Consider the following 22777-nt stretch of genomic DNA (forward strand, 5'->3'; position numbering starts at 1 on the left):
AAGTTATTCAGAAAAACGAAAATACAAATTAAAACAAGACATTCAAGTTAACCTTACGTACAAACAGCTTGTTTTTAATTATTAACTCCTTTTTTACAAAGCAAAAAACCCAATCCAAAAACAAAAACCAAACAGCTTAAAAGCATGTAAATTCCATTTTTCAAAACAAAAAATGAAAACCCGATTGCTGCTGAACTCAAAACAATCAATAAAACAATGATGAAATTTGTTTTGATAAAGCGCAAAGTATGCAAGGTTAAACCAATAAAAAGCAAAGAAGGACCAATAGCAATAAAGGGATAAAAAACAAAAGGACTATTACTAATCTGATGGCTTAATGCCGCTTTGGAAATTTCGTCATTTCCATAACTCGACATTACAAAATCAATTGTACAAAGACCAATGTGCGCAATAACGCCAAAATTTGTTGCAATGGAAGCTACAAAACTCCAAGTGGTTTTTGAAAAAACATTATTAAATGACAACAGCAAACAAGCTCCAATTAAATTAAACCAATGTGCAAAATCAATTGGTATTTGAAAGCTGGGCAAAACTTTAGAAAAGAATAAATAACTGATCAGGAAAAATAATAATCCGAGGAGACAAAGGTGTTTTGTTTTCATATTTTATTTGAAATTTAGAAAGCAAAACTAAAATGAAAAACCCGCTTAAACGCCTAGTTTAAAGGTTTAGGTACAAAATGCATTGTTTTAGGTACGAAATTATAATGCTAATAAAGTTTCCTTATAATTTTTAGAAACCGGAAGCTCAATTTGCGTTAGAATAATTGTAGTCGAATTTCGCCAGGATCTAAAATGTGATGGATTTATTAAATGTGAACGATGAATTTGCAGTAAAAAACTAAAATCTTTCTGCATACTCTTAAGCGAAGTTCGTAGTAATTTTGAAGTAAGTCTACCATTTTCAATATAAAAAACCTCGACATAATTTTGGGCATTTGAAATACAAACTAAATCAGCCTTGTTGATTTTTAAAATATCTAATCGATTTTCGCCTTTAAGAATTAAAACCTCTTCTTTTATCGGAATCAATTTTATTAAATATCTTCTGGCGAGAATAATTACGGGCGTCAAAATCAAAGCAACTTTAGTAAATATGATCGAAAAGAATTCTGAAAAGCGATATCCTCCGTTTAAAATCGGACTTTTATAAAACGTATAAATTCCAATTAAATAGATAAGATAAAAAAAAGCAATACATCCAATTTCTAAAGCAATGTTCCACTTTGAAATTTTTCTGTAGATTAGTTTTTGGACTAACGTCAAAATACCATAACAAAAAAAAGCCAACACACTAAAACCAATACTGATTAAAAACCAGTCGCGAAAATTTATAGTTCCATCGTCAAAAGGCCGAATAATAAAAGCGAAAATAAAAATCCATAAACTAAAAAGTAAACCTATAATTAGATTTTGCTTTATAGATGTGTTTAGTTGCTTCATTATTATTGGATTCTATTAATCGTAAACTTATTATGCGATAAAGTAAAACCAAGATTTTCATAAATCGCAACATTCTCTACTCTCCTTTTATTGGTTGTCACTTCAATGCTTTTTAGATTATTTTGATTCGCATAATCTAATACCTCACTTATTAATTGTCGACCAACACCTTGACTACGATAATTTTGATAAATAAAAAACTCCTGAATTTCACCTACTAATCCGCAATGATGAAGAAGATTTTGAGTATGAAAACTAATAAATCCTAAACCTTCGTTTTCGTTTTCTGCCATTAAGTAAAGATTCTTTGGGTTCGAAATGTTTTCCTCGAATATTTCTTTAAAAACTTCGAAATTTAAAATTTCATTTTCTAGTTCGCAAATCGCTTTATAGACAAAATCTAAGTCTTGTTTTTCTACTTTTCTAATTTGAACGTTTGATTTCATAAAATTTACACTTTCAAATTTAACCTTAAATGAGATTCATCTCCATAATTGGCATAAATCTATTTTTTATTGAGGTTTCGAATTCGCCAATTTTTACAAATCCCATTTTTGAATAAAAAAGCTCCGCATTGGGTTCTGAATCCAATGTTATTTTTTCGATTTTAATTTCTTTCATACGATTCAAAAAATCGGTCATTAAATATTTCCCGAATCCTTTCCCAATATATTCTGGCAATACAAACAAGTTATCAAGTTTCATACTCTTTTCTTCTTCAGAAAAATAGGAATAGTAACCAACAATTATATTGTTATTTACTAATTTAAAAACATCATTACGTTTTATATAATCTTGAGTTATGGTTAAATTATTACTCCATTTTACAAGTTGCTCATCAGAATATCCCCAATATGCTTTTGCCTTTTTGGTTATTTCTGTGAGTATTTCGTGATCGATTGTATTTGCTTTTTCTATTGTCATAACTTGTGGTTATTTTTAAAAACAATATTACACAATATTGTCATTATTTCACAATCTTGTCATCGTGAGCGAATTCGAAGGATTTGCTAGTAATTTTGCAAACAAATTTTAAAATCTTTATCAAGCTCTTTGCGTGTCCTTCGACTTCGCTCAGGAAGACATACTTTACGTTTAGAAAACCTTTGAAAAATTTCTCAACTTTTGTAAAAGCATAGCTTAATAGTAAGAAAAATTGTATTTTTACAAACTGGTTAACGATTTACAAAATGTATCTCACATACCGACACTTGTTTTCTACCAAAACCAAAAACGTAAAAGAATTTTAAATATCTTTGAACTATGAGCACAGAAATAAAACCAAGACATATAGGTCGAAACATTAGCCGAATTAGAGAACTGAGAGACATGAAGCAGGAAGCTCTTGCACTAGCAATTGGTACTACACAACAATCTATCTCGATTATTGAAGGAAGCGAAAGTGTTGACGACGAAAAACTAAAAGCAATTGCCGATGCTTTGGGCGTGCCTGCCGAAGTAATAAGAAACTTTTCTGAAGAAGCTGTTTTTAATATTATTGGGAATACTTATGATAATGGTTCAACTTCCGTGAATCATAGTTGTACATTTAACCCATTAGATAAACTTTTGGAAGCTTTTGATAAGAATGAAAAACTTTATGAAAGATTGGTTGAGACTGAAAGAGAGAAAGTTGCTCTTTTAGAAAAGTTGTTAAGTGATAAATAATTTTCGAGAAAGATATATTTATAGAAAAACCGAAGTCCTAAAACTTCGGTTTTTTTTGCGTCTATAATTTAACGTCTACAAACCCGACAGGTTTTAAAAACCTGTCGGGTTTACTAAAACTAAAAAATATCAAACAATCTACTTTGCGTGAGGGATAGAGGCGGTATCCTTTTGTGAAGTGAAACGGAGCAAAAGATATAGCCGAAAGCCCGACCCGAAGGGACACGCCATTACTAAGATTCTAAGGATCTGAGGCTCTAAGTTGCTAAGACTCTAAAAGTCTTTTTTTCAAATCTTTGTCGAGTTCCTTGTGTGATCCTTCGTTCCTCAGGATGACAAAATTGTTCAAAAAAAGATCTGCTTAATCTGCCAAATCTGCGAGAGAAAAAATCTTCTACAAATAAGAAAACTTTAATAATTCAATTTTGTATTACTTCTCTAAAAATTAGTAATTTTGAAATTCGAAGTTCAAAAAACAAGTTATTATGAAATATCATCAAATAAACAGCGCTCTTTTTGTAAAAAACCGCAAAAAATTCACGGCAGAAATGAAACCTAATTCTGTTGCCGTTTTCAATTCAAATGACATTTACCCAATTAGTGCCGATAGTACTTTGCCGTTTGCACAACATAGAGATATTTTTTATCTAAGTGGTGTTGATCAGGAAGAAAGTATTTTGCTTTTGTTTCCAGATGCGCCTTATGAAAATCAAAAAGAAATTCTTTTCCTAAAAGAAACCAACGATCATATTGCAGTTTGGGAAGGTGAAAAACTTAGTAAAGAACGTGCTTTTCAGGTTTCGGGAATTAGAACTGTTTATTGGTTACAGGATTTTCATAAAGTTTTGAACGAAATGATGACGTATGCAGATACGATGTACATTAATACAAACGAACATTATCGCGCAAGTGTTGAAACTGAAACTCGCGAAGCTCGTTTTGTAAAATGGTGGAAAGAACGTTATCCTGCACACCAAGTTGCCAAAAGTAACCCAATTTTGCAACGTATTCGTTCTGTAAAAGAAAGCGAAGAAATCGATTTGATTCAGCAAGCTTGTGATATTACTGAGAAAGGTTTCCGTAGATTATTGTCGTTTGTAAAACCAAATGTTACTGAGTATGAAATCGAAGCCGAATTGGCTCACGAATTTATCCGTAACCGTTCTAAAGGTTTTGCTTATACACCTATTATTGCTTCGGGAAACAATGCAAATGTTTTACATTATATCGAAAACAACCAACAATGTAAAGCCGGAGATTTAATCTTGCTTGACGTTGCGGCAGAATATGCTAATTATTCTAGCGACATGACAAGAACAATTCCAGTTTCCGGACGTTTTTCTGATCGTCAAAAAGCAGTTTACAACGCCGTTTTGAATGTTAAAAACGAAGCAACTAAAATGTTGACTCCAGGAACGCTTTGGAAACAATATCACGTTGAAGTGGGTAAAATAATGACATCAGAATTGCTTGGTTTAGGTTTGCTTGACAAAGCCGATGTTCAGAACGAAAATCCAGAATGGCCTGCTTATAAAAAATATTTCATGCACGGAACTTCTCACCATATGGGTCTTGACACGCACGATTACGGATTGCTTCACGAACCAATGAAAGCCAATATGGTTTTTACGGTTGAACCAGGCATTTATATTCCGGCAGAAAAATTCGGAATTCGTTTAGAAGATAACGTTGTGGTTCAGGAAAAAGGTGAACCTTTTAACTTAATGCGCAATATTCCTGTTGAAGTTGACGAAATTGAAAGTTTAATGAACTCGTAATTCTGAGATGAAAAAGATTTTTCTATTAGTCTTTTTGATGGTTTTAGGAAATACCTTCGCTCAAACCGAAGGTTATTCGACAAACAGCGATGGAAGCAAAACTTATTACAAAACATTCGGAAAAGGCGAACCGCTTTTAATCATTAATGGCGGTCCCGGAATGAATAGTAATGGCTTTGAAGATTTGGCCAAAACTCTAGCCGAAAGCCAAGAAACGATTATTTACGATCAAAGAGGAACGGGGAAATCGAAGTTAAAGGACTTGAATTCTAAAACTATTTCGATGAAAATAATGGCCGATGATATTGAGTCGTTAAGAAAACATCTGAAAATACAAAAATGGAGTATTCTGGGTCATTCTTTTGGAGGAATGTTAGGTTCTTATTATGCTACGGTTTACCCAAATAGCATTAATAAATTGGTTTTATCATCTTCTGGCGGAGTCGATTTGACTTTGCTAAAAACAGAGAATCTTATTGAAAGAAATTTAACTAAAGCCGAGAAAGATTCACTAAATTATTGGAATGCTAAAATTGAAAAAGGCGACACTTCGCACGAAACGCGTTTAGGACGCGGTAGAGCATTGGCGCCTGCGTATGTTTACGATCAAAAATATGTTCCAATAATTGCCGAAAGATTAACTCAAGGAAACTCAAAAATAAACGGTTTACTTTGGGACGATATGCAAAAGATTAATTTTGATTGTAAACCCAAATTGAAGTCTTTTAAAAATCCGGTTTTAATTATTCAGGGAAAACAAGATGTTATTAGCAATGAAATTGGAGAATTGGCTCATAAAACATTTCCAAACTCAAAACTAATTCTGCTCGAAAATTGCAGACATTATGGTTGGCTTGATGCTAAAGAAAAATATTTCTCGGAAGTAAATTCCTTTTTAAAATAATAAAACTAAACGGCTTTCAGAAATGGAGGCCGTTTTTGTTTCACTAAAAATGCTGCCACGAATTGCACAAATTTTCACTAATTATTCTATCTATAAATTTTACAAATAAATAAATTTCGCTGAATTCTACTTTTGAAGTTGATTTGATTCGTGTAAATTTGTGCAATTCGTGGCAAAAATTTTCAGTTCACGTCAATAAATTTAAAACATCATTTTGAAAAATATTCTCTATAAAAACACCAAAATCTCTTTTACTGATTCGGGCGCAGGATCTGTAATTGTACTACTTCATGGCTTTCTGGAAAACAAAAAAATGTGGCTGGATTATGTTACTTTATTTTCAGATAAACATCGCATTATTACAATCGATTTATTAGGTCATGGCAAATCTGAACCTTTGGGATATGTGCATTCTATGGAAGAAAATGCAAATGTTGTTCACGAAGTGTTAGAACATTTAAAAATAGAGAAAGCAACAATCCTTGGTCATTCTATGGGCGGTTATGTTAGTTTGGCTTTCGCCGAATTATTCCCAGAAAGCATTCAAAAATTAGTCTTACTTAACTCGACTTCCAGAGAAGACAGTGCCGAGAAAAAATTAAATCGAACACGCGCGATAAAAGCGGTAAAACAGAACTATGTAGGTTTTGTGAGTTTGGCAATTGCAAATTTATTCAGCGAAAACAACAGAACAAGATTAGCCGATAAAATCGAAAATGTAAAAATAGAAGCTTTAAAAACACCTTTGCAAGGAATTATAGCTTCTCTCGAAGGAATGAAAATCAGAAAAGATCGCGAATCGCTTTTACAACAAAATCTATTTCCGGTATTATTAATTTTAGGAAAAAAAGATCCTGTTTTAAACTACGAAGACAGCATCTCTCAAATCGAAGATACAACCGGAGAATTGGTTTCGTTTGAAGATGGGCACATGAGCCATATTGAAAACAAAGAAGAATTAAAAATTATTCTATTGAACTTTTTTGAACAATAAAATCCTTTATAAAGCCGAAAAACTTGTTAAATAGCCTTTCTCAACAAGTTCAGTATTATTTTCAATCGTATGTGTTCTTCCCTCTTTAATTAGAATAATTCGAGACGAAATTTTAATTACGTTTTGATAATTATGATCGGTGATAATAATTCCTTTTTTATTCGAATTGGCTTTAATCATTTCATTTACTTTATCTACCATCAAAGGCGAAAGCCCATTGTAAGGCTCATCTAGCAAAACAAACTTTGAGGGATTCGAGAGAACAATTTTAATTTCGAGATAACGCAATTCACCGCCAGAAAGATGACTTATTTTTTTGTCTAAAAGAGATTTTACAAATTCATCTTCACAAAAGGCTTTTCTACTTTCTTTGTCGATCGATAATGAAATTGCTTTTTGTACAGACAAATAATTTGGAAGAAATTGCTCTTGCGACAAATAGCTAATTTCATTCAGTAAAACATTCTTATTGTTTTTTGAAACAGAATCTATTCGAATGCATTTATCTGCCGCCGCCTCAATCCCAAAAATAATACGGAGTAAAGTAGATTTTCCGGAGCCATTTCTACCCAATAAACCAATAATTTCAGAGGTTTCACATTTCAAATAAACATCAGAAAGCACAACTCTTTCATTAAATTTCTTTCGAATTCCATCAACTTCCAGAATGTGTTTTTTCAAAATATTCTACTAGATAAAAAAGTTACTAAACCAATTAAAACTGTTGTACAAAAAGTCAAAAAATAACTCAAAACCAAAAGCTGTATTTTCGAAATTCCGTTGTTTGCGTAAAAAAGATAATCGTTTTTTCGATATAATTCTTTAAATCCTATACTCATCAAAAAACCGAAACTCAAGAACATTATAAAAAAATAATCAAAACCACCGAGTAAGACAGCAATTGCACAAACTATTAGATTAACCACTAATGTTGTTTTAAAAAATTCGAATATATTGGATAGTTTTCTAATCATTTATTTTTTCTTCAAAAGGAATATTTACATCAAAAATTTCTTTTAACAACAATACAATTTCCTCCAGATAACTTCTTAAAATCTCATTGGTAACTGTAATATTCAATTCTTTGTCTTCCTTAAAGCCAAAAGGTAAAAAGCCTGATTTTAGATTTTTAAATGAAATAATTCCAACCTCAATAGGAATATCGCCTGCTATTTTTTCAAACATAAAAGCATATGCCAATACCTGAATGATTTTATCGTTTTTAAGCTCTTGTGTTAAACCATTCCAAGATTTAAGCACAACATTAGTCTTTTCGACTTTACCTGTCTTATAATCGATAATTCTTATCTTCCCGTTGCGCAATTCAATTCGATCGACATTCCCTTTTATCAAAACAGGAAATGGCAAATCCGGATGATTCAATTGGCGCTCGTATGTTTCCTCTAAAGCAATAATTTTAACGGCATCACCATTTTTTATTAGCTCTAGCTCCATTCTCAGAAAATTAGAAACATTTCGCTTTGCAACTTCAAAAGCCAAAAGATTACGCCCTTTCTTAATTTCTCCTTCTTTGTAAACGACCTTAAATTGTTTTAAAACTTCGTTATCCAACAATTTAAAACAATTTTCGAGATCAGCTTGAGAGATAAATTTACCAATAAATGGTTCGTACAAAGCTTTTAAAGTTTCATGAATTATAGTTCCCAGAGTATTTAAAGCAATATTTTCCTCGACTTCTTCTACTTCTCTAATTCGAAGTATCTTCTGAAAATAAAAATCTATCGGGTTCCTAATATAACTTGTCAACGCCGACGGAGAAAACCCAACGGAAGCAATTTCTTTTAAACGCTCCATAACAGCTTCAGATTTTGGAACAACCATAGGCTGATTTGCTGTTGTTGGCAAAACAGGATTGTAAATATCAAAAGTTAAATTGTGTTTTCGCTGTTTTTCAACTTCTAACTGCGTGATAAAACGACTGCGTTCACCGGCATCCAAACCATCATTTTCTGTATTATAAATCAAATAAATATTTTTTGCTCTTTGCAGTAAATGATAAAAGTGATAGGTGTAAATAGCATCTTTCTCTTTAAAAGTTGGCAATCCTAACTCTCTCTTAACATCATAAGGGATAAAAGAATTCTGAGATTTTCCAGCTGGAAATTTCCCTTCATTCATAGAAGTCACAATTACTGTATCAAAATCTAAAACACGACTCTCGAGAACTCCCATAATCTGTAATCCACGCAATGGTTCACCCTCAAATGAGACTTCTGCAACATCTATAATTTGCTTATAAATTGCATGCAAAGTATCAGTATTATCAATATGATTGTGCTGTGAATAATAATTAATCAGCTTATTAATTACTTTAAAAACGGCATAAACAAAAGCTTTAGCAATTTTTTCATCTTCATTGTCATTACTAAAATTTTGCTTTATCAAAAGTAAAAGCGCCGAAACATTTTCAAGAACTGCAATCGATCCACTTTCCCATTTCTGAAATAACATTTGAAATAATTGTGACGGGCTTGAATTGAGTTCAATAATTCGGCTATGAGTAATAAAAGTATAATTATTCTCTTTAATAATCCTCACCAATTTATTAGCATTTGCATAAGGCTCAACCAACGGATGCGTTAGTATATCTAAAACATCTTTATAATAAAATACATAACTCTCGCCTTTTCGCGAAAGGGCATTAGTATGCATTTTAAACAATTTGGCAATCAATATTTGAGAGGGATTATTTTTTCCAGAATACCCCATTGTAATATTTAAACTTCCAACAGAAGACGGCAATGAATATAAAACCGGCATCAATAAATTTTCTTCACCTAGTACAATGGCTACTTTATCAAGAGCTGTTGTTGGATTTTCTGAGATTATATTTTCAATTATACTACCAGCCAATTTTGCCTGTCCAATCGTTTTAGGAGTTCCAATAACCTGAATATTTTTAGATTGCGAGAAGTCATCTACAATCCACTCAAAAGGGTTTGACTTATAATGTTTCCAGTTTTCCTTAAAACGTCGAACAAAAAGCCCCGCATCATGATAAGGATCATTTAGAAAAGTTTGATCTACATCCCAATAAATTCTAGCTTGGTCTAATGCTAACAGATGTTGTACAATTTTCTCTTCGGCAGCATTTAAAGCATTAAATCCTGCAAAAACAAAAGTCTTGTTGGAAATTGTATTCGAGAAATGATTTAAGTTATTTACGGCCTCTCTATAAATTAATCCTTGATAACCAATAGATTTATTTAGCAAGTGATTATAGAGCGCATCATAATACAACGGCAAAAGCTTCCAAAAATCAATATAATTTTCTAAAAGTTTTGTTTTATTCTCGACTTCAATTCCCCATTTTTTAATGTCTTCAATATCTTTCAGGTATGACAGCACATGAGAAGGATCTAAAAGATAGCGATCAATTTCATTAAAATCCTGCAAAAGCGTCTTTGCCCAATTGGCAAACAATTCAAACGACTGTTGATTTTGTTTTTCTGTTACCGATAAATAAACTTCGTAAAATTCAAACAAAAGCTCAATAGAATCAATGGATCTAATTGAGGCTACATCTTGCACAAAATCTTCAATACTAATGATTTCGGGACAAAGAATTGTTTCTTTTGTTTCATTCTTTAAAGCTTCTATTAAAAAAACTTTAGCTCTTTTGTTGGGCAAGATGATAGTAGTTTCAGTAAGTCTAGCAGAATAATCCTGAATTATAACCTTTGCAATTTTTTCGAGAAAAGAAATATTTATCATTTGATAAAAATAAAAAAAGCCATTCAATTAAGAATGGCTTTTAGTATTTATTTAGAAAGTAAATTAGATTTTACCTTGGTATTTAGAACCAATGTGTCTAATTTCTGTTCTTCTGTTTTGTGCTTTACCTGCAGCAGTTTTGTTACTTGCAACTGGTTGAGAAGCTCCGAATCCTTTAGACTCTAAGTTTTCTGGATTAACACCTCTTTGAACTAAAGCATCTAATACAGCTTTTGCTCTTTCTTCAGAAAGTTTTTGATTCAATTTAGCAGAACCTGTACTATCTGTGTGTCCTTCAATAGAGAATTTCGCGTTTGGATAGTTTTTAAGAATTTCTTTAATTGCATCTAATCTAGCTGGAGTTTCTTTGTCACCAGTTTTGAAAGTAGCTTTACCTGAGTTAAAGTAAACTGCTCTTGCTTGAACTTTAAGATCTTCTAAAGCTTCGTTAGTTACTTCAGGACAACCTCTGTTAGAAGCAGGACCGTAAACTGTAGGACAATCATCATCTTTATCAGCTACACCATCTTTGTCAGCGTCTAAGAAAGGACAACCACCATTTTCTTTAGGACCAGCAACTGTAGGACATTTGTCATCTTTGTCTGGAACACCATCTCCGTCTGTATCAGGACATCCGTTGAATTGTTTCAATCCTGGAGTATCTGGACAAGCATCATCTTTATCAGCGATTCCGTCTCCGTCTCTATCAGGACATCCGTTTAATGCTGCTAAACCAAATTCAGTTGGACAAGCATCACTAGCGTCAACGATTCCGTCTCCGTCAGTATCAGGACATCCGTTGAATTGTTTTAAACCAGCAACATCTGGACAAGCATCATCTTTATCGTAGATTCCGTCTCCGTCAGTATCTTTACCTCCGAATTTGAAAACTAGACCAGCAGTGTGTTGGAAATGAGATGGAGCGTCTGGAACACCAGCAGCATCTTGTCTATCACCACTAACTGACCATTTGTATCTTGTAGCAAGCTCAAGACCAATTGCATCTGTAAACCAGAAAGTTACTCCAGCACCTGGATTAACTGTTCCATAGCTACTATCACCAAAGAAAGTATAACCTCCACCAACAGATAACGAAGGATCGATTACTTTAGATTTGATTAATTCTTGGAAGCTATATTTAATAGTAGCATCAATTCCATAATACATCAAATCACCAGGATTAGTAACAACGTTACCTCTTGAATCATGCCCTGCAGCAGTTGGCTTAAAAGTAACATATTTATCAATTTTGTTTACAGAACCTTGTAAACCAACCGAGAAACCACTACCAACATATCTAGACACACCAATGTAAGATAAAGATGGAAGAATGTTCCAGTTGTCTTTTGCAGCGAATGGCTGAGAAAAGTGTTGATCAAAGAAACCACTTCCTGAACCAGAACTAGTCCTAGTGTCAACGGCATTAACTCCAAAAGAGATAGCCCATGGATTGTTACTGTCTTGTGCGTGAGAGCTTAAACCCATCACCATCATCACAGCAACTAAAAGTTTGTTAAGATGTTTCATACTTAATTTTTTTAATTACAATTTAGTTAATTACAAGCAAAAGTAACACCAAATTTTTTAAATACAAAATGAAATGTTAAAAAAAACCTACAAAAATTTCGCCGAAGTGGGAATTATATAACTTTTAACATTTTTCCAACTGATATAAATGCCTCTATCGCTGTATCTAAGTGCTCTTTTGTATGTGCAGCCGATAATTGAACTCTTATCCTAGCCTTTTCCTTTGGCACTACTGGAAAGAAGAATCCGATTACATAAATCCCTTGTTTTAGAAGCTCATCAGCCATTGTTTGAGATAATTTTGCATCATATAACATAACCGGCACAATAGCAGAATCACCGTCAATGATGTCAAAACCTGCTTTTTTCATTCCTTCTTTAAAATAATTAGTATTCCATTCTAATTTATCTCTTAAAGAAGTATCTTTTTCTAATAATTCAAAAACCTTAATAGACGCTCCTACAATAGCAGGTGCCAATGAATTTGAAAACAAATAAGGCCTTGAACGTTGACGCAGCAATTCTATGATTTCTTTTTTAGCAGTTGTATACCCTCCCATTGCACCACCTAAAGCTTTACCCAATGTTCCTGTTATAATATCAACTCTACCCATAACTCCTTTTGCTTCAAGGGTACCTTTTCCAGTAGCACCAATAAATCCAGCAGCATGGCACTCATCAACCATCACCATTGCATCATATTTATCAGCCAAATCACAAATCTTATCTAAAGGAGCAACTAAACCATCCATAGAGAAAACACCATCTGTAACAATTAACTTGAAACGTGCTCCAGCTTCATTTGCCTTAATTAACTGCTGCTCCAAATCTTCCATGTTACTATTCTCATAGCGATAACGCGCCGCTTTACACAAACGAACACCATCAATAATAGAAGCATGATTTAAACTATCTGAAATAATAGCATCATTTTCACCCAACAAAGGCTCAAAAACTCCACCATTAGCATCGAAAGCCGCGGCATAAAGTATAGTATCCTCTGTTCCGTAAAAATCAGCAATTTTTTTCTCCAAAGTTTTATGAATATCCTGAGTCCCACAAATAAAACGAACTGATGACATTCCGAAACCATGAGTATCCATAGCATCTTTAGCCGCCTGAACAACCTCAGGATGAGATGAAAGCCCTAAATAATTATTAGCACAAAAGTTCAAAACCTTTTCTCCTGTCGAAATTGTAATTTCAGCATCTTGCGCTGAAGTTATAATACGTTCCTTTTTAAAAATTCCGTTGTCTTCAATAGTTTGCAATTCGTTCTGCAAATGCTCTTTAATTTTACCGTACATGTTTATCTATTTAAAACGTTAAATATTAACAACTTAAACTCAAAAATTCAAGTTAAACCCTTAACATCTGATTAATTTTTTCACAAATTTACTACATCGATTTCTGTTCCTATATACACCAATGCCTTTTTTAACACTTTATATCCCAAATCCTCAATTGCATCTTGATATTCCTGAATTTGCTTTGCGTATTTTGAGTTTATTGCTCCGGTTTTATAATCCAAAAGATAAGCTTCCTTATTTTGAGTCAAAACAACTCTATCCGGTTTCAATATTCGCCCTTCTTTTTGAACAATTGCTTGTTCATTTAAAACAGTATAACCTCCATTAAAACACATACTCAATTCCGGATGATTCACAATTTCTTGTAATGATTTCAAAACCAAATCTACCTGATCAAGCTTTATCAAACCATTTTCAATTGCTTTTGTAATTGCCAGATCTACATCAGACTTATCTTTTACGAAGGCCAAAATTTCATGAACAATATTTCCATAAGCAATCGCTTCTTGTTGGTGCGTACCCCACATTAAAGCTTCGCGCTGTGCAATTTTTATATTTTTAGGCTCTAATACCTCTCCTACGACTGGTATTGTTTTTACCAAGTTTACCGATTTCGTTACTTCTGAAAGTCTGGCACTATTTCCAAATTCATATTCAAGTTTTTCTGCATCATAAACACCTTCATGCATTAGATATTTAATAAAGAACGACGCCATATTACTAGGAAATTCACCGTCTTTTCTTTCCTTTAAAGACTGAGAGATAACATATAACTGTTCTTCTGCACGCGTTAGCGCCACATACAAAACGTTTATATTATCAAGTAATTCCTCTTGTTTTTTAAGATTAAAAACCGCCGAAGCACTTTCACCAAAACCTTCAACCGCACTACTATTATCTACCAATACCTTTGGAACACCTAAATCAACATCTTCTGCATCGAGCCATAATTTATCTTTTGGCTTTCGATTATAATCCTCTTCTGCAAAAGGCATAATTACAACGGGAAATTCTAATCCTTTTGATTTATGAATGGTCATTATACGAACCGCATTATTTCCTTCAGGAGACGGAATACTAAATTTCTCTCCATTTTTATCCCAATAGCTCAAAAAATCTGCAATTCCTGCTTGATTTCTAATATCTCTCTCTAAAACGATATCCAGAAAAAACTGCACATATGCATTACCTTCCGAAGGAAGAACAAACTTTGATATAATAATTTCTACCGCCTCATATAATGACTTTTTACGAACATCCTCAAAATAAAGCGAGACATCGAAAGTTAAGAGCCATTTTTCGAAATCAGCCTCAAGTTTTTGCGCCATTCCCTGTGCGATGAAATCATGAATCGGCATCTCAATTACCATATTTGTAGCCAAAAAATGCAAGAAATTAGCTTTCGACTCTAAATCGGCACTATTGTTTAAATATTTAAGCAAGTGAACAATCAAACGAACTTCTGTAGCATTTTGAATCATCAGGGTTTCAGATGACAAAAGTGGAATATTTTGCTCTGTTAAGTAATTTGCAATTGCAATTCCCTGATCTCGTTTTCGAGTCAAAATTACAATATCTTTATATTCAAAACCTTCACGAACTACTTTCTGAATTGTATTTAAAGTTGCTAAAACATACAAATCTGATTTTTCGACAACATCTTCTTCATCTGCAAAATCTGATTTTTCAATTATCGGAAGAAAAGAAATATTGACATATCCACCTTTCTTCGAATTTGAATTTTGAAAACTATGATTCTCGTACAAATCTTTATAATCTTCATTAGAAAATTCCGTCGAGATCAACTTAAAAAAGGCATTATTAAAATCAATTACTTCACTATAACTTCTGTAATTTGTATTTAGATGTTTGATTTGTTTATCCGGATTATTAAACGGATTCACATCTTTACTTAATTCTATAAATTGCTCTGCTTTTCCACCTCGCCAACGATAAATGGATTGCTTCGGATCACCTACAATCATCAAGGTTCCTTTGTTTCCGAAATCATCTAAACCAGAAAGAGAATTATCGATTAAAGGAATTAGGTTTTGCCATTGCATCTCTGAAGTATCCTGAAACTCATCTATAAAAAAATAACGATATCGCTCTCCTAATCTTTCATAAATAAAAGGCGCAGGCTGATTTTGAATTTCGCGATGTATAATGGCATTAAACTCTGAAATCGACAAAATATTTTGTTCTGACTGAATTTTTGCCAACTCATTACTAACTGTATTTAACAGGGAAAGCGGCGTAATATTTTTTAAGAATGCCTTATAGAAATCTCTTTTTTCAAAGTTTTTATAGATCTTTTCCAGAGTTTTAAGCAAGTCTGGAATTAAATTTTCAATTAAGGCCCGATCTTTAGCCGTTTTATTAATTGCAATATCATCAAATTCATGAAAAGTTTTATTTCGCGGATTAAATTTCCCATCACGGATACTTTCTAAATGATTTGGAAAAGTTCCTCTCGAAAACGACTTTAAATCAATCCCGTTTTTATCAATTACCTCAAGCAATTCAACAGCCAACTTCTCATTTTCCGACTCAAGATCTTTACAAAGAGCCAACATTTTCTTTTTTATCTCTACAAACTCTTCAATAGACTTATCCTGAAAATGCAAAATCTCATTTCGATTGTTCTCATTCAAAACTAACCTTCCAGTTTCAAGAATTTCACGCGAAACATCCCAACTCTTGTCATCGTCGGTCTTTTCCATCGTAAAGTCAATCAACAACCTCGTTAACGTTTCGTCTTGTCCGGCTTGCGCAATGATTGCATCAACAGCCTCTATTAATAAATTTTCGGTATCTAAAGTCACCTCAAAAGTCATTGGTAAATTTAAATCATGCGCAAAAGCCCGTATCACTTTATGCGTAAACTTATCAATGGTCGAAATATCAAAAGCAGCATAATTATGAATAAGATGCTTGATAATGTTTTGAGATTTTGTTTTGATTTTAATAACTGAAAGTCCTGTTTCCTGAGACAAATCTGTCATCAAATCGAATGCTTTCGCAGAAGGTTCTTCTTTTGCAAATTCAGACAAACTTCCCACAATTCGGCTTTTCATTTCATGAACCGCTTTGTTCGTAAAAGTTATGGCCAAAATATTACGGTAAGCATCATTTTTAGGAGAAGAAAGAATAATTTTAAGATATTCTTTTACTAGAGTATAGGTCTTTCCTGAACCTGCAGACGCATCATAAATGGAGAAAGATGGACTTTGCATAAGCTTGGTTCTTTTTGTATGGTAAAAATAGCATTTTAAATATTAAATCCCAATAATGGAAGTTTTTCAAATTCTAAAAATAAAAATTCCAAATACCATTTTTTAATGCTTTTTATCGCATAAAATATTGGTATTTGGAACTTATCCCGTCCCGAGGTTTCGGAACTAGTATTGAAATTTTTAAAATAATTATGCAGTCTTTGGAAAAGCTCGTTTATTAAATACAAGCAGAATCCCAACCCCTGTAGATATTGCCATATCGGCAACATTGAAAATAGCGTTAAAAAAAGAAACTTCTTCTCCCCCCCAAATAGGAAACCAAGCTGGTAAGGTTCCTTTCCAAATTGGGAAATAAAACATATCAACTACTAAACCATGAAACCAAGTTCCGTAAGGTTCAGGAGAAAAAAGTGTTGCCAATTTACCGTGGCTGTCATCGAATATAACTCCGTAAAAAACAGAATCAATTATATTTCCTGCGGCTCCGGCAAAAATTAGTGCAATTGCTACAATTAGATATGTCGAATGGCGTTTCTTAACCGAGTCAGCCAACCAAAATCCAATTCCTACTACAGCAAAAATTCTAAAAACAGTCAAAATCAATTTCCCGTATTCACCAGGAATTTTAGTTCCCCAGGCCATTCCTTCATTTTCAATAAAATGAATTCTAAACCAATCAAAAATCAAAACTTCATTACTCCCGTAATCCAATGTAAAATTTGTTTTTACATAGATTTTTGAAAGCTGATCAACAATTAAAACTAAAAATATAAGGAAATACGCTTTTCGTAATGACATTTTATTAAATTTTGATCGCAAAAATAGTAATTTAATCAAAAAAAACGCTCCCTATGGAGCGTTAATTCTATTGTAATAAAACCAAACCGATTATAATTTAGCCTAAACCTAAACAAAATCTATTTTTTTGCAACTGACTTTGCAGCATTTTTAGGAGGATCACTAAAAAACTCAGAGATCGATTTAAGCAAACCTTTCCCTTCTTTAGCCGGATTTGCCGTTTTTACCTCATTCTTTTTCACTTCAGCCTTCAATTTAATACGAATTTTTTCAAAATCTTTCATTCTACTCTCAACATCTGAGTTTACTTCTCTGAATTTCAATACCTTAGCCATTCTGTAAGTTTTTTATAGTAAATAAATAAAATTATTAACGTTTTCGTATTACAATGATACATAAATTAATTTATATTTGTTAATAAAAATTAACACTTGTTTAGACAAAAACTAAGATTTCCCACCAATACAATATTAAAGTGAAACGATTTTAACAACTTCATTAAATCCTACAAAATATGAACGAAATCACAACTACTCTAAACGATTTTCTAGTTAACACCAAATCTTCCGCAGCATTAATTCTAAATGGAAAAGGAAAATTAATTACATCATTACACTTAGACTATGGAGATAGTGTTGCCGCAATGAGTGCTGCAATTTTATCAATGAGCGAAAAATTCTTATCAGACTTAGACAAAGGCTCTCTAAAGCAACTTTTCTTAAAAACCTCAGAAGGTGTTGTTATTGGAAACAAAATTAGCGGCTCTAATTTTTTAATTGCCTTTTCAAAAGACGGCAGCAATCTGGGATTATTAATGCGCACGACCGACGAAGTTTCGTCAGAGCTAAGCAAGAATTCACTATTAAAATAACATAAATCTATTAACACCAAATCCCACAAACTATGAGTAATGACTTTTTAAACGTATTTCTTAACGAAATGAAAACCAACGTAAACGGCTTTATTGCAGTTGCTGTAACTGAAATTGAATCTGGATTAAGCTACGGAAACATAACTGTAGACCCAGCGTTCGACCCCGAACTTGCGGCAGCTTACAACCTTGAAGTTGTAAAAGCAAAATTAAGCGCAGTAAAAGCTTTAAACTTAAAACAGGACATCGAAGATATTTTGATTACGCTATCTAATCAAATTCACATTATCGATATTTCACCAAATAAAAAATTCATGATTTATCTTGCAGCAGATGCTAGTAAGGCAAATTTAGGAATGACAAGAGCTATTCTAAGAAAACATAAATTAGAGTTGGAAAAAAACTTAGCTTAATCTAAAATTTTACAAAATTAGAACTGTCCTTAATCAAGACAGTTCTAATTAAAATATACTTTTCACTGCCCCAAATCAGACTCTTTAGTATTCTTACAAAAGCAAAATCCTAATTTCGAGCTTATCTTCAAAAAATTATAATCGAATTCTTTCAAAAGATTATTCAGCAGCTCAACTACATTCCAACAAAACATTAAACAAAAAAAACGCCCCTAAAAGGAGCGCTTATTTAAACAAATATTATTTTATCGCTGCAAGTTCTTCGCTTCGATACTCATTGTTGCGTGAGGAACGATTTTTAACCTTTCTTTGCCAATTAACTTACCTGTTACTTTACAAATTCCGTATGTTTTATTTTCAACACGGAATAAAGCATTTTTTAGATCGCGTATAAACTTTTCTTGTCTGATAGCCAACTGTGAGTTTGCTTCTTTAGACATTGTTTCGCTTCCTTCTTCAAATGCTTTAAAAGTTGGAGAAGTATCATCTGTTCCGTTATTTAAATCATTCATGTAAGCACTTTTTATTAAATCCAGATCGGCTTGTGCTTTTTGTATTTTATTTTGTATTATTTCTTTGAACTCCGCCAAATCAGCGTCAGAGTATCTTGTAATTTCATCTATCATGGTATTTATATTATTTTGAAATTAATATCATAGTTTTAATATCATCAAACTCAATTTCTATGCCGCTTTCTAAAGCATCCACAAAAGCCAAATCGTCTGTTAATGTCTCAGACTTAATATAGTCTTCATTTTTAAGAATTGCATCTTCTAAAAGACCACTTCTTTTTATTTGAACCTTAATCTTATCAGTAACTTCAAATCCAGAATCTTTACGGATATTTTGAATTCTGTTTACCAACTCTCTTGAGATCCCTTCGTTTTTCAATTCGTCAGAGATTGTAATATCAAGCGCAACTGTAATTCCGTTTGAATTTGCAACCAACCAACCTTCAATATCTTGCGATGTTATTTCGACGTCTTCTAATGATAAAGTTACATTATTTCCAGCAATAACAATATCTAGCGCCCCTTGCTTGTCTAATTGGTTAATTTGATCTGCCGAAAAAGACTGTATCTCTTTGGAAATCAAACCCATATCTTTTCCAAAACGTGGCCCTAAAGCTTTAAAATTAGGCTTAATTTGTTTTACCAAAATACCTGAATCGTCATCTAAAAGTGTGATTTCTTTAACGTTAACCTCTGCTTTTACCAGCTCAGAAATAGCCAAAATTTCGGCTCTCTGATTCTCGTCAAGTACTGGAATCATTACCTTTTGTAAAGGTTGACGCACTTTAATCATTTCCTTTTTACGAAGCGATAAAACCAGCGATGAGATGGTTTGCGCTTTCTGCATTTTGCTTTCTAACGTTTTATTAACAAAGTTTTCGACAAATTTTGGAAACTCAGCCAAGTGAACACTGCTATATTGCTCAGATCCTGTCGAACTTGTTAAATCTCTGTATAATTTATCCATGAAAAAAGGAGCGATCGGAGCGCTTAATTTACTTATCGTTAATAAGCAAGTATAAAGCGTTTGATAGGCTGCAATTTTATCATGAGCATATTCTCCTTTCCAGAAACGACGACGACATAAACGAACATACCAGTTGCTTAAGTTTTCCTGAACAAAGTCAGAAATAGCTCTTGCAGCTTTTGTTGGTTCATAATCTTCATAACATTCATCAACAAATTTTATTAATGTATGCAATTCAGAAATAATCCATTGATCTATTTCAGGTCTTTCGTTTAACGGAATTTCTGCTTCAGCATATTTAAATCCATCTATATTCGCATATAAAGAGAAAAATGAATATGTATTATATAAAGTTCCAAAGAATTTACGACGAACCTCAGCAATTCCTTCAATATCAAATTTTAAGTTATCCCAAGGATTTGCATTTGAAATCATATACCAACGTGTGGCATCTGGACCGTATTCTGCAATTGTTTCAAAAGGATCTGTCGCGTTTCCTAAACGTTTCGACATTTTTTGTCCGTTTTTATCCAAAACTAAACCATTCGAAACTACATTTTTGTACGCTACTTTATCAAAAACTAATGTTCCGATTGCATGTAGGGTATAAAACCATCCACGAGTCTGATCGACACCTTCGGCAATAAAATTGGCTGGAAAATCTTTGTTCTCGTCAATTTTATCTTTGTTTTCAAAAGGATAATGCCATTGTGCATAAGGCATTGCTCCAGAATCGAACCAAACATCAATTAAATCACTTTCACGTTTCATTGGTTGTCCTGAAGCCGAAACTAACGTAATTTGATCAACTACATTTTTATGCAAATCGATTAAATCATAGTTTGACTCAGACATATTCCCGATTTCAAAACCTTTGAACGGGTTCTCTTTTTGAAAACCGGCTTCGATAGATTTCTCGATCGCATTGTATAATTCTTCTACAGAACCAATAAGAACTTCTTCTTTTTTGTCTTCAGTTCTCCAAATTGGCAACGGAATACCCCAATATCTAGAACGAGATAAGTTCCAGTCATTAGCATTTTTAAGCCAATTTCCAAAACGTCCTTCACCAGTAGACTTAGGCTTCCAATTGATAGTTTCGTTCAGATCGAACATTCTATCTTTTACATCGGTTACTTTAATGAACCAAGAGTCTAGCGGATAATATAATAACGGCTCATCAGTTCTCCAACTGTGTGGATAACTATGTACGTATTTTTCAACCTTAAAGGCTTTATTTTCTTCTTTTAATCGAATAGCAATTTCAACATCTACAGAACGCTCTGGCGCCTGCCCCGCATCATAATATTCGTTTTTTACATATTTACCAGCAAATTCACCCATGTGTGAAGTAAATTTCCCTTGCAAATCGACTAATGGAACTGCTGTTCCGTTTTCGTCTAAAACCAACATTGGCGGTACTTCTGGCTTTGCTTCTTTTGCTACTTTAGCATCATCTGCCCCAAAAGTTGGTGCTGTATGCACAACTCCTGTTCCATCTTCGGTAGTAACAAAATCTCCGGCAATTACTCTAAATGCATTTTCGGCATTTTGATAAGGTAATACGTATGGTAATAATTGTTCGTAACGAATCTCAACTAAATCTGCTCCTTTTGCTTCTGCTAATATTTTGTACGGAAGTTTTTTATCGCCTTCTTTTACATTATCAAAATCAGCATCATCTTCACTTAAGAAAAATCCTTTTGCGAATTGTTTTCCAACTAAATTTTTAGCCAAAACAACATTAACTGGCTCAAATGTATACTGATTGAATGTTTTTACTAAAACATAATCGATTTTTGGCCCAACTGTTAAGGCTGTATTTGACGGTAATGTCCAAGGAGTTGTAGTCCATGCCAAGATGTGAATATCTCCAAAACCTTGCAAAAAGCTTGGTAGTGTTTCCGGCAATGTTTTAAACTGTGCTACAATCGTAGTATCTGTAACATCTCTATAAGCTCCCGGCTGATTTACTTCGTGAGAAGACAATCCTGTTCCTGCTTTTGGAGAATAAGGCTGAATTGTGTATCCTTTGTACAACAAACCTTTATCATAGATTTGTTTTAAAAGCCACCAAACAGACTCCATATATTTTGGCTTATACGTTACATATGGATCTTCCATATCTACCCAATATCCCATTTTTTCGGTCAAATCATTCCATACGTCAGTATAACGCATTACGGTTTTTTTACACGCTTCGTTATATTCTTCGATAGAAATGGTTTTTCCAATATCTTCTTTTGTAATTCCAAGCTCTTTCTCAGTACCTAATTCTACAGGTAATCCGTGTGTATCCCAACCGGCTTTTCTTTTTACCTGAAAACCTTTTTGAGTTTTGTAACGACAAAAAATATCTTTAATCGCACGTGCCATCACGTGGTGAATTCCAGGTAATCCGTTTGCTGAAGGCGGACCTTCAAAAAATACGTAAGGCTCAGCGCCTTCGCGAGTTGTTACACTCTTTTCAAATATATTTTCTTTCTTCCAAAAATCAAGTACTTCAGACGCTACCGTTGGTAAGTCAAGTCCTTTGTATTCAGTAAATTTTGTGCTCATTTTATCCTTTTCTTAAACGAGGTGCGAAAGTAAGGAATTTTG

General features: G+C 33.1%; 19 protein-coding genes. 6 read left to right on the plus strand and 13 right to left on the minus strand.

Features of this window, described 5'->3' with window-relative positions:
- Nucleotides 1-74: 74 nt before the first annotated feature.
- The 4 genes from IW18_RS14310 to IW18_RS14325 form a co-directional block, all read right to left on the minus strand.
- Nucleotides 75-623, minus strand: a complete 549-nt coding sequence (locus IW18_RS14310) for a hypothetical protein (RefSeq protein ID WP_041518556.1) — start codon at nt 621-623, stop codon at nt 75-77.
- Nucleotides 624-722: 99 nt separating this feature from the next.
- The gene (locus IW18_RS14315) at nt 723-1463 is read right to left on the minus strand and encodes a LytTR family DNA-binding domain-containing protein (RefSeq protein ID WP_041518557.1); all 741 of its coding nucleotides are present in this window, start codon (nt 1461-1463) and stop codon (nt 723-725) included.
- A 2-nt stretch (nt 1464-1465) separates the two neighbouring features.
- Nucleotides 1466-1909 (minus strand): GNAT family N-acetyltransferase, encoded by a 444-nt coding sequence (locus IW18_RS14320; protein ID WP_041518558.1) that lies wholly within the window; start codon nt 1907-1909, stop codon nt 1466-1468.
- 25 nt (nt 1910-1934) lie between these two features.
- Nucleotides 1935-2387 (minus strand): GNAT family N-acetyltransferase, encoded by a 453-nt coding sequence (locus IW18_RS14325; RefSeq protein ID WP_041518559.1) that lies wholly within the window; start codon nt 2385-2387, stop codon nt 1935-1937.
- A 339-nt stretch (nt 2388-2726) separates the two neighbouring features.
- Here IW18_RS14325 and IW18_RS14330 point away from each other — a divergent pair, with 339 nt between their 5' ends.
- From IW18_RS14330 to IW18_RS14345, 4 genes are all read left to right on the plus strand, one after another.
- On the plus strand, nt 2727-3131 hold the full coding sequence (locus IW18_RS14330; protein ID WP_041518560.1) for a helix-turn-helix domain-containing protein: 405 nt from the start codon (nt 2727-2729) through the stop codon (nt 3129-3131).
- Between the two features lie 485 nt (nt 3132-3616).
- The gene (locus IW18_RS14335) at nt 3617-4909 is read left to right on the plus strand and encodes an aminopeptidase P family protein (protein ID WP_041518561.1); all 1293 of its coding nucleotides are present in this window, start codon (nt 3617-3619) and stop codon (nt 4907-4909) included.
- Between the two features lie 7 nt (nt 4910-4916).
- Nucleotides 4917-5813: an alpha/beta fold hydrolase gene (locus tag IW18_RS14340; RefSeq protein ID WP_041518562.1), complete on the plus strand. Its 897-nt coding sequence runs from the start codon at nt 4917-4919 to the stop codon at nt 5811-5813.
- Between the two features lie 214 nt (nt 5814-6027).
- Entirely contained in the window at nt 6028-6807 is a 780-nt protein-coding gene (locus IW18_RS14345) for an alpha/beta fold hydrolase (protein WP_041518563.1), read from the plus strand.
- A gap of 6 nt (nt 6808-6813) precedes the next feature.
- Here IW18_RS14345 and IW18_RS14350 read toward each other — a convergent pair whose 3' ends face one another.
- The 7 genes from IW18_RS14350 to IW18_RS14385 all read right to left on the minus strand — a co-directional run bounded on the left by IW18_RS14350 (nt 6814) and on the right by IW18_RS14385 (nt 17748).
- A complete protein-coding gene (locus tag IW18_RS14350) occupies nt 6814-7488 on the minus strand; it encodes an ATP-binding cassette domain-containing protein (protein WP_041518564.1) in 675 nt (224 codons plus the stop codon).
- A gap of 285 nt (nt 7489-7773) precedes the next feature.
- On the minus strand, nt 7774-10542 hold the full coding sequence (locus tag IW18_RS14360) for a PD-(D/E)XK nuclease family protein (RefSeq protein WP_041518566.1): 2769 nt from the start codon (nt 10540-10542) through the stop codon (nt 7774-7776).
- Nucleotides 10543-10605: 63 nt separating this feature from the next.
- Nucleotides 10606-12069, minus strand: coding sequence for an OmpA family protein (locus IW18_RS14365; RefSeq protein WP_041518567.1), 1464 nt, complete (start codon nt 12067-12069; stop codon nt 10606-10608).
- Nucleotides 12070-12182: 113 nt separating this feature from the next.
- Nucleotides 12183-13376, minus strand: coding sequence for a glycine C-acetyltransferase (kbl, locus tag IW18_RS14370; protein ID WP_041518568.1), 1194 nt, complete (start codon nt 13374-13376; stop codon nt 12183-12185).
- An 80-nt stretch (nt 13377-13456) separates the two neighbouring features.
- Nucleotides 13457-16615 carry a UvrD-helicase domain-containing protein gene (locus IW18_RS14375; RefSeq protein WP_041518569.1) on the minus strand — a complete coding sequence of 1053 codons (3159 nt, stop codon included), beginning with the start codon at nt 16613-16615 and terminating at the stop codon, nt 13457-13459.
- Between the two features lie 189 nt (nt 16616-16804).
- Nucleotides 16805-17413 (minus strand): lipoprotein signal peptidase, encoded by a 609-nt coding sequence (locus tag IW18_RS14380; protein WP_041518570.1) that lies wholly within the window; start codon nt 17411-17413, stop codon nt 16805-16807.
- Nucleotides 17414-17532: 119 nt separating this feature from the next.
- Nucleotides 17533-17748, minus strand: coding sequence for a hypothetical protein (locus IW18_RS14385; protein WP_041518571.1), 216 nt, complete (start codon nt 17746-17748; stop codon nt 17533-17535).
- Between the two features lie 179 nt (nt 17749-17927).
- Here IW18_RS14385 and IW18_RS14390 point away from each other — a divergent pair, with 179 nt between their 5' ends.
- Nucleotides 17928-18284 carry a roadblock/LC7 domain-containing protein gene (locus IW18_RS14390; RefSeq protein ID WP_041518572.1) on the plus strand — a complete coding sequence of 119 codons (357 nt, stop codon included), beginning with the start codon at nt 17928-17930 and terminating at the stop codon, nt 18282-18284.
- A 32-nt stretch (nt 18285-18316) separates the two neighbouring features.
- Entirely contained in the window at nt 18317-18697 is a 381-nt protein-coding gene (locus tag IW18_RS14395) for a hypothetical protein (RefSeq protein ID WP_041518573.1), read from the plus strand.
- A gap of 245 nt (nt 18698-18942) precedes the next feature.
- Here the strand turns inward: IW18_RS14395 and IW18_RS14400 are convergent, their stop codons facing one another.
- A complete protein-coding gene (locus IW18_RS14400; protein ID WP_007807070.1) occupies nt 18943-19323 on the minus strand; it encodes a TraR/DksA family transcriptional regulator in 381 nt (126 codons plus the stop codon).
- Nucleotides 19324-19333: 10 nt separating this feature from the next.
- The gene (gene ileS, locus IW18_RS14405; RefSeq protein ID WP_041518574.1) at nt 19334-22735 is read right to left on the minus strand and encodes an isoleucine--tRNA ligase; all 3402 of its coding nucleotides are present in this window, start codon (nt 22733-22735) and stop codon (nt 19334-19336) included.
- Between the last annotated feature and the right edge of the window lie 42 nt (nt 22736-22777).

The organism is Flavobacterium hibernum (assembly GCF_000832125.1).
Taxonomy (GTDB): Bacteria; Bacteroidota; Bacteroidia; order Flavobacteriales; family Flavobacteriaceae; genus Flavobacterium; species Flavobacterium hibernum.

What these genes read in the sequence shown, in the direction of transcription:
- IW18_RS14310 (WP_041518556.1), bottom strand. Translation starts at nt 623, where the DNA reads ATGAAAACAAAACACCTTTGTCTCCTCGGATTATTATTTTTCCTGATC.
- IW18_RS14315 (WP_041518557.1), bottom strand. Translation starts at nt 1,463, where the DNA reads ATGAAGCAACTAAACACATCTATAAAGCAAAATCTAATTATAGGTTTA.
- IW18_RS14320 (WP_041518558.1), bottom strand. Translation starts at nt 1,909, where the DNA reads ATGAAATCAAACGTTCAAATTAGAAAAGTAGAAAAACAAGACTTAGAT.
- IW18_RS14325 (WP_041518559.1), bottom strand. Translation starts at nt 2,387, where the DNA reads ATGACAATAGAAAAAGCAAATACAATCGATCACGAAATACTCACAGAA.
- IW18_RS14330 (WP_041518560.1), top strand. Translation starts at nt 2,727, where the DNA reads ATGAGCACAGAAATAAAACCAAGACATATAGGTCGAAACATTAGCCGA.
- IW18_RS14335 (WP_041518561.1), top strand. Translation starts at nt 3,617, where the DNA reads ATGAAATATCATCAAATAAACAGCGCTCTTTTTGTAAAAAACCGCAAA.
- IW18_RS14340 (WP_041518562.1), top strand. Translation starts at nt 4,917, where the DNA reads ATGAAAAAGATTTTTCTATTAGTCTTTTTGATGGTTTTAGGAAATACC.
- IW18_RS14360 (WP_041518566.1), bottom strand. Translation starts at nt 10,542, where the DNA reads ATGATAAATATTTCTTTTCTCGAAAAAATTGCAAAGGTTATAATTCAG.
- IW18_RS14365 (WP_041518567.1), bottom strand. Translation starts at nt 12,069, where the DNA reads ATGAAACATCTTAACAAACTTTTAGTTGCTGTGATGATGGTGATGGGT.
- kbl (WP_041518568.1), bottom strand. Translation starts at nt 13,376, where the DNA reads ATGTACGGTAAAATTAAAGAGCATTTGCAGAACGAATTGCAAACTATT.
- IW18_RS14375 (WP_041518569.1), bottom strand. Translation starts at nt 16,615, where the DNA reads ATGCAAAGTCCATCTTTCTCCATTTATGATGCGTCTGCAGGTTCAGGA.
- IW18_RS14380 (WP_041518570.1), bottom strand. Translation starts at nt 17,413, where the DNA reads ATGTCATTACGAAAAGCGTATTTCCTTATATTTTTAGTTTTAATTGTT.
- IW18_RS14385 (WP_041518571.1), bottom strand. Translation starts at nt 17,748, where the DNA reads ATGGCTAAGGTATTGAAATTCAGAGAAGTAAACTCAGATGTTGAGAGT.
- IW18_RS14390 (WP_041518572.1), top strand. Translation starts at nt 17,928, where the DNA reads ATGAACGAAATCACAACTACTCTAAACGATTTTCTAGTTAACACCAAA.
- IW18_RS14395 (WP_041518573.1), top strand. Translation starts at nt 18,317, where the DNA reads ATGAGTAATGACTTTTTAAACGTATTTCTTAACGAAATGAAAACCAAC.
- IW18_RS14400 (WP_007807070.1), bottom strand. Translation starts at nt 19,323, where the DNA reads ATGATAGATGAAATTACAAGATACTCTGACGCTGATTTGGCGGAGTTC.
- ileS (WP_041518574.1), bottom strand. Translation starts at nt 22,735, where the DNA reads ATGAGCACAAAATTTACTGAATACAAAGGACTTGACTTACCAACGGTA.